The 15,441-nt window shown below is 67.8% G+C and carries 16 protein-coding genes; 14 read left to right on the top strand and 2 right to left on the bottom strand.

Annotated elements, in window-relative coordinates:
• Positions 1-64 precede the first annotated feature (64 nt).
• The gene (locus tag ACTJJK_RS01300) at positions 65-961 is read left to right on the top strand and encodes a hypothetical protein (protein ID WP_440729269.1); all 897 of its coding nucleotides are present in this window, start codon (positions 65-67) and stop codon (positions 959-961) included.
• 46 nt (positions 962-1,007) lie between these two features.
• Here the strand turns inward: ACTJJK_RS01300 and ACTJJK_RS01295 are convergent, their stop codons facing one another.
• Entirely contained in the window at positions 1,008-1,295 is a 288-nt protein-coding gene (locus ACTJJK_RS01295; RefSeq protein ID WP_440729268.1) for a hypothetical protein, read from the bottom strand.
• A gap of 17 nt (positions 1,296-1,312) precedes the next feature.
• Complete coding sequence (locus ACTJJK_RS01290) at positions 1,313-2,149, bottom strand: hypothetical protein (RefSeq protein WP_440729267.1); 837 nt, start codon at positions 2,147-2,149, stop codon at positions 1,313-1,315.
• A gap of 228 nt (positions 2,150-2,377) precedes the next feature.
• On the opposite strand from ACTJJK_RS01290, the gene ACTJJK_RS01285 reads away from it, so the two are divergent.
• From ACTJJK_RS01285 to ACTJJK_RS01225, 13 genes are all read left to right on the top strand, one after another.
• On the top strand, positions 2,378-3,028 hold the full coding sequence (locus tag ACTJJK_RS01285; protein ID WP_223620122.1) for a BON domain-containing protein: 651 nt from the start codon (positions 2,378-2,380) through the stop codon (positions 3,026-3,028).
• Positions 3,025-3,231 (top strand): cytochrome oxidase putative small subunit CydP, encoded by a 207-nt coding sequence (gene cydP / locus ACTJJK_RS01280; RefSeq protein ID WP_440729266.1) that lies wholly within the window; start codon positions 3,025-3,027, stop codon positions 3,229-3,231. Before ACTJJK_RS01285 ends, cydP begins: the two co-directional genes overlap by 4 nt.
• A 6-nt stretch (positions 3,232-3,237) precedes the next feature.
• Positions 3,238-4,815: a cytochrome ubiquinol oxidase subunit I gene (locus tag ACTJJK_RS01275; RefSeq protein ID WP_440729265.1), complete on the top strand. Its 1,578-nt coding sequence runs from the start codon at positions 3,238-3,240 to the stop codon at positions 4,813-4,815.
• Positions 4,812-5,954, top strand: a complete 1,143-nt coding sequence (gene cydB, locus ACTJJK_RS01270) for a cytochrome d ubiquinol oxidase subunit II (protein WP_440729264.1) — start codon at positions 4,812-4,814, stop codon at positions 5,952-5,954. Before ACTJJK_RS01275 ends, cydB begins: the two co-directional genes overlap by 4 nt.
• Positions 5,954-6,079 (top strand): cytochrome bd-I oxidase subunit CydX, encoded by a 126-nt coding sequence (gene cydX / locus ACTJJK_RS01265; protein ID WP_082559664.1) that lies wholly within the window; start codon positions 5,954-5,956, stop codon positions 6,077-6,079. Before cydB ends, cydX begins: the two co-directional genes overlap by 1 nt.
• Positions 6,079-6,333 carry a cyd operon YbgE family protein gene (locus tag ACTJJK_RS01260; protein WP_223620125.1) on the top strand — a complete coding sequence of 85 codons (255 nt, stop codon included), beginning with the start codon at positions 6,079-6,081 and terminating at the stop codon, positions 6,331-6,333. Before cydX ends, ACTJJK_RS01260 begins: the two co-directional genes overlap by 1 nt.
• 82 nt (positions 6,334-6,415) lie before the next feature.
• Complete coding sequence (locus ACTJJK_RS01255; RefSeq protein ID WP_440729263.1) at positions 6,416-6,910, top strand: universal stress protein; 495 nt, start codon at positions 6,416-6,418, stop codon at positions 6,908-6,910.
• A gap of 52 nt (positions 6,911-6,962) precedes the next feature.
• Complete coding sequence (locus tag ACTJJK_RS01250) at positions 6,963-8,642, top strand: ABC1 kinase family protein (protein WP_440729262.1); 1,680 nt, start codon at positions 6,963-6,965, stop codon at positions 8,640-8,642.
• 200 nt (positions 8,643-8,842) lie between these two features.
• Positions 8,843-9,199 carry a DUF4377 domain-containing protein gene (locus ACTJJK_RS01245; RefSeq protein WP_440729261.1) on the top strand — a complete coding sequence of 119 codons (357 nt, stop codon included), beginning with the start codon at positions 8,843-8,845 and terminating at the stop codon, positions 9,197-9,199.
• Positions 9,200-9,332: 133 nt separating this feature from the next.
• Positions 9,333-10,880, top strand: a complete 1,548-nt coding sequence (locus ACTJJK_RS01240) for a thymidine phosphorylase family protein (RefSeq protein ID WP_440729260.1) — start codon at positions 9,333-9,335, stop codon at positions 10,878-10,880.
• Positions 10,877-11,788, top strand: coding sequence for a ribose-phosphate pyrophosphokinase (locus ACTJJK_RS01235; RefSeq protein WP_440729259.1), 912 nt, complete (start codon positions 10,877-10,879; stop codon positions 11,786-11,788). Before ACTJJK_RS01240 ends, ACTJJK_RS01235 begins: the two co-directional genes overlap by 4 nt.
• Complete coding sequence (locus tag ACTJJK_RS01230) at positions 11,785-14,277, top strand: xylulose 5-phosphate 3-epimerase (protein WP_440729258.1); 2,493 nt, start codon at positions 11,785-11,787, stop codon at positions 14,275-14,277. The genes ACTJJK_RS01235 and ACTJJK_RS01230 overlap by 4 nt, the downstream gene beginning before the upstream one ends.
• The gene (locus tag ACTJJK_RS01225; RefSeq protein ID WP_440729257.1) at positions 14,270-15,439 is read left to right on the top strand and encodes an acetate/propionate family kinase; all 1,170 of its coding nucleotides are present in this window, start codon (positions 14,270-14,272) and stop codon (positions 15,437-15,439) included. Before ACTJJK_RS01230 ends, ACTJJK_RS01225 begins: the two co-directional genes overlap by 8 nt.
• Positions 15,440-15,441 lie beyond the last annotated feature (2 nt).

The following is a 15,441-nucleotide window of genomic DNA, read 5'->3' as shown; positions in this document are numbered from 1 at the left end:
GAGCTGCCCGGCGAGGGCACAGTGACAGCGCAGACCATCCGGCATCGAGCCGTCAGGAACCGCCTTGACCCTTCTCACGCGATTCACCGACCCGCATGCGGTCGACCTCTGGGACAGCCGCTTCCGCTGGCGCAGCGGCGATCGGCTATGCGATCGGACCATCGATGCGACCTGGCAAAGGGTCGCCCAGGCGCTCGCCGCGACCGAAGGCAATGGCGGCGCTTACTGGTGCAGCCGTTACGCGTTCGCGTTCGGAAGTTGGCAGATACTGCCGGACCCTCGGCTGCTGCGCTACGCAGGCACCGACACGCCGGTTCCGCCTTTGAGCGAACCGCAGGCGGTGGTCAACGCCGGGGTCTTCGTCTCCGATCCGCACACGCGCCAGGCCCGTTTCGATCACAAGCGCTTCGGCGCGGCCGCCGCCCTGGCGGTGCGCATGCTCGACGATGCGGCGATGGCCTATGGCCCCGGCGACGATCAGCCGCTGCGGCTCTGCATCGGCATGATAGGGGTCGGCGATGCACTGGACCGTCTCGGTCTGGCGTACACCTCGGGCCGCTCTCCCGCCGTAGCGCAAGCGATCGCGCGGAGTCTGGCGTTCGGCTGCCTGCACGGCGCGCTGCAATTGGCCGAGGAGCGCGGCAGCCCAGCCGGCGGCGTCGGGCTTGCCGGGCTATGGATGTATCGGGGCTTGCCGGCGTCGCTGGCGGAAGCGGCAGCGCGAAACCTGCGCTATGAATCCCTGACCCGGGTCGAGTCGCACCCGGAACTGGCCTGCCTGGCCAACGGTGCGAGCGATGCATTGGAACCGGCACGGACTGCGGAGACGACCGCACTGGAACGCGAAGGATCGGGGCTGCAACTGGCCGCGCGTGCGATTCGCGCTGCCGTCCAGCCGTGGATCGACGCGCCGGTCTGCGTATCGACAGGAGCCCGTGGGGCGGTCCAGGCCGTCGGCTGAGCGAAGGTTCCGCGCGGATGCTGCGGGACACGCCGCGGGTGGGGCGTCAGAACCTTCGCCACAATTTCCGTAGCAATGCGGCCGATCGATGGCGCAGGCGCGCAAGCACAGTGCGTTCGTCCGGTGCCGCGGCGGCGGATGGACGCTGCTCGACTGCGTCCACCGGCGCCGGCGCCGCGGCCGGAGCGGTTTCGGGGCCGAGCAGGGTGGCCGCGACATCGTCTTCGATCCATCGTAACTGGAGCCGCAGCGCCGCTTCGAGATCGGCGGATTCCGAAGAAGGCGGATCAACGCGATGCATGGCGGACGCCTGAGAAGGACAGGCGGTGGACACCCGCAAGGCCGGCCATGTCAGTGCCCGAACAGAACGGGAAGGTCGGACGCGATCAGCAACTCGCGCGTGACGCCGCCCAGCGCCCACTCGCGCAAGCGCGAATGCCCGTAACCGCCCGCTACCAGCAGATCCGCACGCATTTCGCGCGAGTAATACAGCAGCGCGGTGGCGACGGTCTGCCCGAGGGCCGGCCGTGCGAGGCGCGAAGCCCTGATTCCATGGCGTCCCAGATGCTCGACGATCCGGCGTGCGGACGGCTCGATATCCTGGCCATCGTCGGTTTCCACCGTCAGCACCTCCACGGTTTCGGCGGCCGCCAACAGTGGCAGTGCATCGTGGACGGCGCGCGTGGTTTCGCGGGTAGGTTGCCAGGCGATCACCACGCGGCGCGGCGGCACGGTTAGGACGCAGCGCGGCGGAACCACCAGTACCGGCCGCCCGGATTCGAGCAGGAGGGCGACGAAATAGTCGTGCGGCACGATCGACTCGACCGTATCGCCGACGGCGCCAGCGACGATCGTGAGGTCGGCGTCGTAGGCCTGCTTGGCGGCCAAGCGAGGCGCCTCGGAGTACAGGGCTTCCATCAGCAAGGCTTCCGCCGAAGCGCATTCGGACGCCAGCCGCAGTTTGAGCTTCGCGAGGTTGAGTTGGCCGCGTTCTCGCAAGACCGCGTGGAGATCGGCGGTTGCCGCGTCGGGCGTCAGCCCCCAAGGATGGGTCATCGGCATGGGCAAGTCGACCATTTCCAGCGCCGTCAGGTGGGCGTCGTTCGATTTCGCCAGCGCCATGGCCAAGGTCAACGCATCGGCGTCGCCGTCGCTGCCGGTCATCGGGATCATCAGGTCCTTGTACATGAGCATTCTCCGCAGCCGCGATCGGCGTCGCCCTCATTCCAATCCGGCGCAGAGCGCGCGTATTGATCTGGGTCAACGCTCGGCGTCGGGACGCGCGGCGTGACACCTGGATAACCCGCATAGGCCGTGTAGGCCGGACTGCGGCGATGCGGCAGGCACTTGATCTGGATCAAGCCGGCCGGTCGCCGGCTTGGGCGTAATGGCCTCGGGTTTTATCCGGAGTCGCCCATGAACAGCGAGCGGTTGCGCAAATACGTCCTGGAAGAATTGGCTTTCGACCCGCGGGTCGACGCATCGGGCATCGGAGTGAGCGTCGATGAACGCATCGTCAAGCTGACCGGGCATGTCCACAGTCTCGCCGACAAGATCGCGGTTGCCGAGGCGGTCGAGCGGGTCAAGGGCGTGCGCGGGGTGGTGCTCGACCTCGAAGTGCGCAGCCCGCCCGATTCGCATGTTTCCGACGAGGTGCTGGCCAAGCGCGCCGCCGACGTGCTGGAGTGGGATACCACTCTGCCCAGGGGCGCGGTCAAGGTGGCCGTCGACCAGGGCTGCCTGACTTTGACCGGCACCGTCGATTGGCAGTTCCAGCGCAGCGAGATTGAGAACGACCTGCGTTGCCTCGCCGGTGTCATCAATATCGACAACAAGATCGCGATCCGTAGCATCTCCTGCAAGCAGGACGTCAAACGTTCGATCAAGGACGCGATGCACCGGCGCGCCGACGTGCAAGCCTCGAACATACGCGTCGACGTCGACGAGACCGGCAAGGTGACCCTCAAGGGCAAGGTCGAGGATTGGCAGGCGCGCAACACCGTCGAAGACGCGGCCTGGCTGGTCGCCGGAGTCAAGGACGTAGACAACCGAGTGCGCGTGCGGTGACCGAGCCCGGCCCGCCGCGGGCATCCGTGCACGGGCCGCAGGCGCCGTCGCGGCCCACGCGCACGCTGCTGCGCAGCATCGCCGCGACCATCGCGGCGAAGCTGGCGCTGTTGGTCGTGCTGTATCTGCTGTTTTTCTCGCCGTCGCACCGCCCGCATATCGACGATGCCGCGGTCGACCAACGCCTGTTACCCACTAGGTGAACCGCCATGCCGGACTTACACGTCGTCGATCTGTCCCGATTGCAATTCGCGCTGACCGCGCTGTACCACTTCCTGTTCGTGCCGCTGACCATCGGTTTGGCCCTGATCATCGCGATCATGGAAAGCGTGTACGTAATGACCGATCGGGTGATCTGGAAGCAGATGACCCGCTTCTGGGGCATGTTGTTCGGCATCAACTTCGCCATGGGCGTCGCCACCGGCATCACCATGGAGTTTCAGTTCGGCACCAACTGGGCCTATTACTCGCACTACGTCGGCGACATATTCGGCGCGCCGCTTGCGATAGAGGGCCTGATGGCCTTCTTCCTGGAAAGCACCTTCGTAGGCCTGTTCTTCTTCGGCTGGGACCGACTTGGCAAGTTGCAGCACCTGACCGTCACCTGGCTGACCGCGCTGGGCGCCAACCTCTCGGCCTTGTGGATACTGATCGCCAACGGATGGATGCAGAACCCGGTCGGGTCGGAGTTCAATTTCCAGACCATGCGCATGGAGATCACCGACTTCGCCGCGGTGGTGTTCAATCCGGTTGCCCAGGCCAAGTTCGTGCATACCGTCAGCGCCGGCTATGTGACCGGCGCGATGTTCGTCCTGTCGATCAGCGCCTGGTATCTGCTGCGGGGGCGCAACGTCGAGATCGCGCGCCGTTCGATGGTGGTGGCCGCCAGCTTCGGCTTGGCCGCGTCGTTGTCGGTGGCGGTGCTCGGCGACGAAAGCGGGTACACGGCTTCCGAAAACCAGAAGATGAAAGTCGCAGCGATCGAGGCGGAATGGAGGACTCATCCGGCGCCGGCCGCATTCACGGTGTTCGGCTTGCCCGATATGGAGCGCCGCGAGACCGCGCACGCGGTGCGTATTCCATGGGCGCTGGGCCTGATCGCGACGCGATCGCTGGACAAGGAAGTTCCCGGCATTCACGAGTTGGTCGAGGGCAATCGCCAGCGCATTCGCAGTGGCATCGCCGCATACGCGGCCCTGCGCGAGCTGCGCGCCGACCGGGACGACCCGGCCAAGGCCGCCGCTTTTCTGGCGCTGCGCGAGGATCTGGGCTTCGGCCTGTTGACCCTGCGCTACGTCGCTGATCCGGCGCTGGCCGACGAGGCCGTCATCGAGCGGGCGGCCTGGAGCACGGTACCGAACGTGCCTGTGCTGTTCTGGTCGTTCCGGATCATGGTCGGCCTGGGCATCTTTTTCATCGTGCTGTTCGCTGGCGCTTTCTATCTGTCGGCGCGTGGACGGCTGGAACGGCCGCTGTTCCTGCGGGTGGCCTTGTGGAGCCTGCCGCTGCCGTGGGTCGCGGCCGAACTGGGCTGGATCGTCGCCGAGTACGGCCGCCAGCCATGGGCGATCGACGGTGTGCTGCCGACCTTCCTCGGCGTGTCCTCGACCAGCTCCACGCAAGTGCTCGCGAGCTTGGTCGGATTCGTCGTGCTCTATACCGGTCTGGCCGTAGTCGACGTGATGCTGATGCTGCGGGCGATCCGTTCCGGGCCCGACCAACTGAGGTTCTGGCCGGCGTCGCGCGAGGCCGCCGAACGCCGTCTGCCGCTGAGGACTGCGCCATGATCGACCTGATCGACTACTCGCTACTGCGCGAGATCTGGTGGGTGCTGCTCGGCGTGCTGTTGATCGGCTTTGCCGTGACCGACGGCTACGACCTGGGCCTGGGCGCGATCCTGCGTTTGATCGGTCGCGACGACGTCGAGCGGCGCATGGCGCTGGAATCGATCGAGCCCAACTGGGAAGGCAACCAAGTCTGGTTCGTTCTCGGCGGCGGCGCCGTGTTCGCCGCCTGGCCGTTGCTGTATGCCGCGTCGTTCTCGTCCTTTTATTTCGCCATGCTGCTGCTGTTGGTGGCCTTGATTCTGCGGCCGGTGGGCTTCGCCTTCCGCAACCGCCTGCCGCAGGCGAGATGGCGCGAAGCCTGGGACTGGGCGCTGACCATTGCCGGCGCGGTGCCGTCGCTGGTGTTCGGCGTCGCGTTCGGCAATCTGCTGCTCGGCGTGCCGTTCCATTTCACCCCGGAACTGCTGCCGATCTACGACGGCGACTTCATCGGCCTGTTCCGGCCCTTCGCGCTGCTGGCCGGCCTGATCAGCCTGGCCATGCTGGTGATGCATGGCGCGTGTTTCGCTGCCATGCGGGTCGAAGACCCGGTCGGCGCCCGCGCCAGGCGGATTGCGCGCATCGCCGCGGCCGTGGCCGCGGCGGCCTTCGTTGGGGCAGGCGTGTGGCTGCGTTTCCTGCCGGCGCCGGCCATCGTCGGCGGCATGCGCGTGGATGCGCCGTCGGATCCTCTGATCAAGCACGTGCTTATGATCGATGGCGGGTGGTACGCGAACTATGCCCTGAATCCCTGGATGAGCGCGGTGCCGGTGGCGACGGTGGCGGCATTGATCGCCGTGGTGCTGATCGGCAAACGATGGATGGCTTTCCTGGCCAGCGGAACTGCCGTGGCCGGCATCGTCCTGACCGCGGGCCTGGCGATGTTTCCGTTCCTGATGCCTTCTGCGACGGATCCGAGGCACGGTCTGACCGTCTGGGACGCTTCGTCGAGCGAACGCACGCTCGGCATCATGCTGGTCGCCGCGGCGATCTTCCTGCCGCTGATCCTTGCGTACACCGGCTGGGCTTTCCGGGTCATGCGCGGCACGGTGACGCGCGCCCATGTGGAATCGCAAGACGACGCCGGAGGCGCCTACTGATGTGGTACTTCGCCTGGATATTGGGCCTTGCGCTGGCCTGCAGTTTTGGTGTGCTCAACGCCATGTGGTTCGAGTTGCGCAGCGACGAAGAGCGCGATCGCCGCGAAGTGCTGGAGGACGACTGATGGCGCGCGCCGTCTCGCTGCTGCTGGCATCGGCCCTGTCCCTGGGCTTGTTATTCCTGCCGGCGATGCGCGGCGGGGAGATGACGACGGCTGCGCACGGTTGGCTGAGCCCGCTGATGCTGTCGATCTGTGCGGGCTTCGTCCATGGCGTGGGCTACCGGCCCGTGCGGCCTTGGGCGAGGGCGTTGCTGCACCCGTTGCTGTTGTGGCCGGCGATGGCGGGGCTGGCGGTGATGTGGGCACGCAGTTTCTAGGCGAACCGCGGCGGCCCGGCCCAGCCGCTGGCGGTCGGCCCGGCCTGTCTGACTGCGGCCGGGCCGACAGCCGGCGCTTGCGTTGATCTCGATCAAGACGCTGGGCGAGCGTCGGTCGGATCCTGGCGGCATCCAAACCTCGAGGAGAAACGTTATGCGTATCCTGATCGCGGTCGATGGCAGCGACGCCGCGCTGCGCGCGGTCCGCCATGCGATAAGACTCGCGGGCGATCTCAAAGAACCGCCCGAGATGCACTTGCTGTATGCCGATGAGCCGCTCATGCGCAGCGTCGCGCTCAGCCTCGGGTTGCAGGGCGCTGCCCGTTACCACGCCGACAACGGCAAAGGGGCGACCCAAAAGGCCAGGGCCATGCTCAAGCGGGCCAAGGCCGCTTGCGAAGAGCATCTGGTGGTCGGCGATCCGGCGGCCACCATTCTCAAGTTCGCCAAGGCCAACCGATGCGACCTGGTGATCATGGGGTCGCACGGCCGTTCGGCGCTGAAGAGTCTGTTTCTCGGTTCGGTGACCAGCAAAGTGCTGGTCAGTTGCTCGGTGCCATTGACCATCGTGCGCTGACCGCCCTGCGGCAACGCTCGCGCTGCAGCGACACTACGAGGAGCCCTCGCGCATGTGGGAGACGCTGACCGCCAGCCAGGACCTCGCCCGCTTGCACAGCTTGGTCGCCATCCTGGCGCGATACGGGTTCGGCGATCTGGCGCGCCGGCTGGGGCTTGCGCAGACGCTCGCGCGTGCGGGCAAGGTTTTGCCGCTCGCGCACCTCGAGGAGTTGGTGGCCCTGCCTCCGCATGTGCGGGTGCGCTGCGCGCTCGAGGAAATGGGGCCGACGTTCGTCAAGCTCGGCCAAGTCCTGGCGACGCGAGTGGACCTCTTTCCTCCGCAATGGATCGCCGAGTTCAGCCGTCTGCAAAACGCTGTCCCGCCGGTGCCTTTCGAGGCGATCCGCTCGGAGATGTCGGCGGCGCTGGGCCAGGTCCCAGAGGCGGCATTTGCCTGGCTCGATCCTTCGCCGTTAGCGGCGGCGTCGATCGCCCAGGTACACCGGGCACGCTTGCCCGACGGACGAGAGGTCGTCGTCAAGGTTCGGCGTCCCGATATCCGACCGCTCATCGAGGCCGACTTGCGGCTGTTGCAATACGCGGCAAGCAAGATCGAAGCGAAATTCCCGGATATGCGCCGCTACCATCCGGTCGGCATGGTGCGGCAGTTCCACGCATCGCTGCAGGGGGAACTCGATCTGGCCGCCGAATGCCGGCATGCCGAGCGTATCGCGGCCAATCTTTCCGGCGACGAACGCCTGGTCGTTCCGGCGGTGCATTGGCTCTGTACCAGCGAACGGATGAACGTGCAGGACTTCGTCGACGGTATTGCCGTAGCCGACTTGGCCGCACTGGATGCCGCCCGACTGGATCGCGCTCGGGTGGCGCGCACCGGCGCGCAGATCGTTTTGAAAATGATGCTCGACGACGGTTTCTTCCATGCCGATCCGCATCCGGGCAACGTGTTCGTGTTGCGCGACGGGCGCATCGCCCTGATAGATTTCGGCATGGTGGGGCGACTGTCGCCAGCGCGCCGCGCGGAAGTGGTGAGCCTGTTGTTCGGATTGGTCGAACGCGCCCCCGAACGCGTCACCGAGGTATTGCTCGACTGGACCGGGCGGGCCGATGTGGACGAAGCGCAACTGGCCATCGACATCGATGCGTTCATCGACCGCTATCACGGAGTCCCGCTCGGGCAGCTCGACCTGGCGGCGATGCTGCTCGAAGTGGTGAGTTTGCTTCGATCGCATCGTTTGGCCTTGCCTTCCGACCTGGCTCTGTTGATCAAGGTCTGCCTTACCTTGGAGGGAATGGGGCGCAGCCTCGATCCGAAATTCGACATGGCGCTTCAGGCGCGGCCCTTCCTGCGCCGCGCCATGACGGCACGGTTCCGTCCTCGCCGGGTCGTGCGGCGCGGCGTGCAGTCGCTGGCGGACACCGTCGAGGTGCTGGCGACGTTGCCTCAGGATCTTCGGCGCGCGCTGCGTGCGATGCGTACGGGCGGGGCGCGGCTGCATATCGGGATGGACGAGCTGCGCGACTTCGGCAGCCAGATGGCGCATTCGGCCAATCGCCTGGCGGGCAGCATGGTCATCGCCGCGCTGATCGTCGGTTCGTCCATCGCGATGACGGTCGAGGGCGGTCCCACACTGTTCGGTCTGCCTTTGTTCGGATTGGTCGGTTTTGCCGGAGCTTCGCTCGCCGGCATTTGGCTCCTGCTGTCGATATTCCGTAGCGGCGGCGGGCGCTAGCGTCTGTTCGGCCCACCGTGTCGGTAGCGAAGCGCGGCGCGGCAGCCTGCCGGCGAGCGTGGGATCGGTTGCGCATGCCTCCGGTTTGATCTGGGTCAGCCCTCACCGATGGCGGCGGACCTAGCCTGTGACGACGGTTCGCAAGTCGTTCCATTGCAGGGCCGATCCCGCTCCACCACGGCCACCCGGGAGTATCGATCATGAACCGACTATTGCTTCCCGTGTTGGCGGCTTCGCTGACCGGCTGCGTATCGCAGATCTTCCTCGACGGCGGCCCCCGCGGCGAGGAGCACATTGCGGGCACTACGGTCGAGAAGCGCGTATATGCCGTATCCAGCGAAGTGTGCGGTCGGCGGGAGCCCGTCCTGCCGTACCAAGTGGTCGAACGAGGCCGCGATGGTTGGGTGCGGTTGTGCGCTCAGGTGGAAGGTTTCGCGTTCCGGCCCGGTAACGATTATGTCCTGCAGGTCACCGAACATCGGGCGGCGGGCGATGCCTCGCTCGTCCGCCTGATACTGAAAAGCGTGATCGAACAGCGCCCGCATGCGCGGAACTGACCAGGCGACGAGAGTGGAGCAGGGGGCATGCCGAACGGCGTTCATTGCCCGCGCGTGCCCCTGTATTGATCGAGATCAATGCCGGTTCGCGCCACCGCTCTAGGGTGAGACCGGGCTTTCTCGGAACTCCGGCATGCGATCGACCCAACGCGACGAGCGCCCCGACTTCGAGCCGCCGAGCGCCCGGCTGCCGGTGCGGCGAGCCGGTATCGATACCTATCGGCAACCGGTCCTGTACCTGCATCGGGATTGCCTGGTGTCGCGCGCCGAGGGCTTTGCCGCGTTGACCCGGGTCAGCGTGCAATGCGGCGAGCGCGAAGTCGTCGCTCTGCTGAACATCGTTACCGGCGACTGGCTGGGCAAGGACGAGGCCGCGTTGTCCGATGCCGCCTGGCAAATGCTCGCGCCGGAGCCCGGTGCCATCGCCACCCTGGCCCATGCCGAACCGCCGGGGTCGGCGAGCGTGCTGCGCGCCAAGGTGTTCGGAAAGCGTTTGAACGAGGCCCAGTTCGAGGCGGTGCTGCGCGACACGCTCACCGCCAGATTGTCCGACATCGAGTTGGCGGCATTCGTGACGGTCTGCGCCGGCGACCGGCTGGATCTGGACGAATCGGTCGCGCTGACCCGCGCGATGGTCTCGGTGGGCGAGCGCATCGACTGGGGCGTGGGGCCGGTGCTCGACAAGCATTGCGTCGGCGGCCTGCCCGGCAACCGGACCACTCCGATCGTGGTGTCCATCGTCGCTGCGCTGGGCCATCGCATTCCGAAAACCTCGTCTCGGGCGATCACTTCGCCCGCCGGAACGGCCGATGTCATGGCCACCATGACCGTCGTCGATCTCGACATCGCGGCCCTGCGGGACGTGGTGAACCGCGAGGGCGGCTGCATGGCCTCCGGCGGAAAAATGCGCCTGAGCCCGGCCGACGACGTCCTGATTCAGATAGAGCGTCCCTTGGACCTGGACGGCGACGGCCAGATGGTCGCGAGCATCCTGTCCAAGAAGGCCGCGGCGGGTTCTACCCATGTATTGATCGACATCCCGGTGGGCGACACCGCCAAGGTGCGCACGATGGCCGCCGCCGATGCGATCGCCCGGCGCCTGGCCTTCGTCGGGGAAGCGCTCGGCTTGCGCATAGGCGTGCACATCTGCGACGGCCGCCAGCCGGTGGGGCGCGGCATCGGCCCGGCGCTCGAAGCGCACGATGTGCTGGAGGTGTTGCGCAACTCGCCGCAGGCGCCGAGCGACCTGCGCGAGCGCGCGCTCGACGTGGCCGGAGCGGTGCTCGAACTGTTGCCCGGCATCGCCCCCGGCAGCGGACGAAACCAGGCCGCGGGCGCGCTCGCTTCGGGCTCGGCGCTGAGGAAGTTCCTGGCGATCTGCAGCGCCCAGGGCGGCTTTCGCGAGCCCGAGCGGGCACGCTTCGTCGAGCCCTATATCGCGCGCTCCGACGGAGTGCTGGCATGCATCAACAATCGGCAACTGGCGCGTATCGCCAAGCTCGCCGGAGCGCCGCGCACCCCGACCGCCGGCGTCGTCTGCACGCTGCGCCAGGGCGACACGATCCGACGCGGGATGCCGTTGTTCCTGGTCCATGCCGGCTCCAGGGGCGAGCTGGCTTATGCGCTGGATTACGCCGCGGCGCACCCGGACACCTTGAGCGTGCGGAGCCCGCCGTCATGAAGCCGGTGCTGCTGTCGTTTCCCGACGATGCCGGGCTGGCCGGTTCGGTGAGCCGGGAACTGCAGGCCAGGCTGGGGTCGCTCGAGTGGCGGCATTTCCCCGATGGCGAGTCGCTGCTCAGGATCGAGGAGACGCTTGCGGGCGCCGACGTGGTGGTCTTCGCCAGCCTCGACGGCGCGGATCGCAAGGCCCTGCCGTTGCGCTTCGTCGCCGACACCGCGCGAGAACTCGGCGCGCGCAGCGTCGGGCTGGCGGCGCCTTACCTGGCCTATATGCGCCAGGACGCGCGCTTCCGTCCCGGCGAAGCGATCGCCGCCCGGGTATTCGCCCGGTTCCTGGAGCAGAGCGTCGACTGGCTGGTGACGGTCGACCCTCACCTGCACCGCATCGCCGCGCTCGAGGACCTCTACCGGATTCCGGTCGCATGCGTGGAATCGGCGCCGGAGTTGGCCGAATGGATACGGCGCGAGGTTCGCGATCCGGTCCTGGTCGGTCCCGACGAAGAGAGCGCGCAATGGGTGGCGAACATCGCCGGCGCAGCGCGGATACCGTACCAAGTGCTGCACAAGCAACGTCGCGGCGACCGTCAGGTCGAGGTCAGCGCCCCCGATCCGGAGCGTTTGCGCGATGCGACGCCGGTGCTCGTGGACGACATCGTCTCGACCGGGCGGACCCTGATCGCGGCCGCCGAACATCTGCGGCGGCTCGGGCTGCCGCCGCCGGTGTGCGTGGTCATCCATCCGCTCTTCAGCGACAACGCGCATGAGCTGCTGAAGCGGGCCGGGGTGGAGCGCATCGTCAGCACCGACAGCATCCGCCATCCCAGCAACGGCATCGGCCTGGCCCGGCCGATCGCGCGCGCCGTCTCCGGACAGTTGGCGAAGATCGAGAGAGGAACCGAGCCATGATCTACGACGCGACCCCGGACGAATGCGTCCTTGCCTGCGGCACCAGCGAAGCGCTGGACGCCCCGCTGCGGCGCCGGATCGAAGCCGAGGCGGCGGGGCGGCGCGCGAACGATCGCGATTTCGCCCATTGGGCCGCAGGCTACGGCGCGATCGTCCACGACGCGCTGACCCAGGTGCGGGTCCATGGGTTGATCGAGACCCTGGTCGGCCAGCGCATCCTGCCCGATGCGCGCACCGGCTATCGTCGCCTGGCGGCCGCCGACCGCATCGCCAGCGCCGCGATGTGGCTGGTCGTTCACATGACCTATGCCCGCAGCGTTCGCCTCGACGGCAGTCCGCTCGGCGCGGACGACTTCAAGCGCCATCCCGAAGGGCACACCGGCGGTTCGTTGAACATGGTGCCGGCCTATGCGGGCTATCTGGCGATCAATGCCCTGACCGGCGATACCCGCGCCTGGCTGATGGGCCAGGGGCACTGCGTCGCCGCCGTGGACGCGTTGAACCTGCTGACCGGGAACATGACGCCCGAACACGCCGGACGCTACGGGCTGGACGACCGCCGCCTGTCGGACTTCGTCGGCGATTTCTATGCCTGCGGCGTCACCGCCGACGGCTATCCCAGCTCGCCGTTGGGCTCGCACGTCAACGCCTACACCGGCGGCAGCCTGCAGGAAGGCGGCTATCTCGGCTTCGCGGAACTGCACTACGTGCACGCGCCCTTGCCGGGAGAGCGGCTGGTGGCGTTTCTCAGCGACGGCGCGTTCGAAGAGCAACGCGGCAGCGACTGGGCGCCGCGTTGGTGGCGTCCGCAGGACAGCGGGCTGGTCTCGCCGATCATGGTGCTCAACGGGCGGCGGATCGAGCAGCGCAGCCAGATCGCGCAGGAAGGCGGCGAGCGCTGGCTGCACGCGCATCTGCGCCTCAACGGTTTTCAGCCGGTGGGACTGGACGGGCGCGACCCGGCCAGCATCGCCTGGGGCATCCACGAGATCGAGTTGCGCCAGCAGACCCGCATCGAGGCGTTCGCCACCGCCGGGTTCGACACCGCCGCGCCGTTGCGCTACGGCATCGCGCAAGCGCCCAAGGGCTACGGCTTCCCCGGCGCCGGCAGCAACCGCGCGCACAACCTGCCGTTGCCGGGAAATCCGCACAGCGACCAGGCCTCGCGCGAGCTGTTCAACGCCGCCTGCGCGACACTGCACGTGGCCGAAACGGAACTGCGCGAGGCGATCGGCGTTCTGGCCACCCACGGCCAGCAGCGGCGTCCGCTGGAGCGCGACCACGCCCTGGCCACGCGTCAGGTGCGCCCGCCGGCGTCGCCGACGCCGCGCTGGCGCGCGCGCGGAGAAACCCATTCGCCGATGGCGGCGCTGGACGAGCAGTTCGTCGCGATAGCCGCCGCCAACCCGGCCCTGCGCGTGCGCGTCGGAAATCCCGACGAACTGCGCAGCAATCGCCTGGACCGCAGCCTGGACCTGCTCAAGCATCGGGTGCAATCGCCCGAGCCCGGCGTGGCCGAATCTCATGCCGGCAGCGTCATTACCGCGCTCAACGAAGAGGCGGTGGTGTGTGCGGCGCTGGCCAACAAGGGCGGCATCAACCTGGTGGTCACCTACGAAGCCTTCGCGGTGAAAATGCTCGGCGCGCTGCGGCAGGAGCTGACGTTCGCTCGCCAGTTGCGCCGCGCCGGTCGGGCCCCCGGCTGGCTGTCGGTTCCGCTGGTGCTGACCTCGCACACCTGGGAAAACGCCAAGAACGAGCAGTCGCACCAAGACCCGACCCTGGTCGAGGCCTTGTTGGGGGAAATGCAGGACTGCGTACGCATCGTGTTTCCGCCGGACGCGAACTGCGCGTGCACGGCGCTGCAGGCGGCCTATGCCGATCACGGCAGGATCTTCGCCCTGGTCGTGCCGAAACGCGAAGTGCCGGTCGCACTGGATGCCGAGCAGGCGATGGCCTTGCAATACGACGGCGCCGCATTCCTGGAGCGATCGGTCGACGCGGAGATCGACCTGGTGGCCACCGGGGCCTATCAGTTGGCGGCCGCGGGCAGGGCCTGGCGCCGGCTGCGCTCGCGCGGCGTGGCGACGAACCTGATCTACCTCGCGGAGCCGGGACGGTTCAGGACCCCGCGCGACGAGGAAGAGGCGCAGTACATACACGACGACGAGACCGTCAGGCGCTGGTTCATCCCCGGTCGGCCCCGGGTGTTTCTCACCCACACGCGTCCGGAACCGTTCCTGGGCGCGTTGCGCAGGCTCGACGACGGCCCGGCGCTCACCGCCGCCCTGGGCTATCGCAATCGCGGCGGAACCTTCGACGTCGACGGCTTGATGTTCGCCAACCGCTGCACCTGGGCTCATGCGCTCCTGGCCGCGGGCACCCTGCTCAAGCGCAGCGCGGCGGCCTGGCTCGACGCGCAGGAATACGATGCCGCCCTGGGCCGGGGCGCGCCGGAGCACTTGTGGCGAGACGAGAGCGATGACTGAGCCGGGCGATCGCACCTTGTTGGTCGTCAACCTCGGCTCGTCCACGCTCAAGGCGGCGCGCTACGAGATGAGCGGCTCGTCGGCGGCCGGGTCGGCACGACTGTCGCGGCGGATCCAGATCGCATGGGTCGATCCCGATCCGAATTCGAATCCCAATCCCAATCCCAATCCCAATCCCGGCCTGGGCGCCGCGTTCGCCGAGGCGATCGACACCCTGGAATTGGCCGCCGCTCCGGCCTTGGTCGGGCACCGTATCGTCCATGGCGGCAATGCCGCACGGGCGCGTGTGCTCGATGCCGCCGAACGCGAGCGGTTGCGCGCCCTGTCCGGCCTGGCGCCCTTGCATCAGCCGGCCGCGCTGACGTTGGTGGACGCCGTCGCCGATCGTTGGCCCGGCGTCGAGCAATACGCGGCGTTCGATACCGTGTGGCACGCCAACCTTCCGGCAAACACCCGCCGGCTGGCCGTGCCGCGGGCCTGGGATGCACTCGGCCTCCGCCGGTACGGTTTCCACGGCCTGGCCTTCGCTTCGGCCATGCGCCAGATCCGCTCCGCGCATCCCTCGCTCGGCCGCGAGCGCGCGGTGTTGGCGCACCTGGGCAGCGGCTGCAGCCTTTGCGCGGTGCGCGATGGGCAAAGCATCGACACCACGATGGCCAGCACGCCGCTCGATGGCTTGCCGATGGCGACGCGCAGCGGCACGCTCGATCCCGGCGCGCTGCTCTATCTGCTGCGCAGCGGCGGCCTGACTGCCGACGCGGTCGAACGTGCGCTGTACCGCGACTGCGGTCTGCGCGGAATCTCGGGGCTCAGCGGCGACACGCGCGATCTGCTCGCCGCCGACAGCGTCGAGGCCGCCCTGGCCCTGGACATCTTCGCCTTGCGCACCGCGCAAGGCATCGCCGCCATGGCGACCCGGCTGGGCGGCATCGACCATCTGATATTTTCCGGCGGCATAGGCGCCAACGCGCCGTTGGTGCGCAGTTCGATCGCGGCTTACCTGGGATGGCTCGGCATCGGCCTGGCCGAGGCGGCCAATGTCCGCGGCGATGCGCGGCTCGAAAGCCCGCAGAGCCGGACGAAAGTGTGGCGCGTGGACGTGGACGAAGAAGCCGAGATCGCATCCGTGTGCGCGGTGGCGACCGCCTTGCCCTGGCCCTGAGC

Source organism: Lysobacter sp. 22409, from assembly GCF_052045105.1.
Lineage (GTDB): Bacteria > Pseudomonadota > Gammaproteobacteria > Xanthomonadales > Xanthomonadaceae > Lysobacter > Lysobacter antibioticus_B.
The sequence above is the reverse complement of the archived record's forward strand: the minus strand, read 5'-3'. Positions and strand labels throughout refer to the sequence as shown.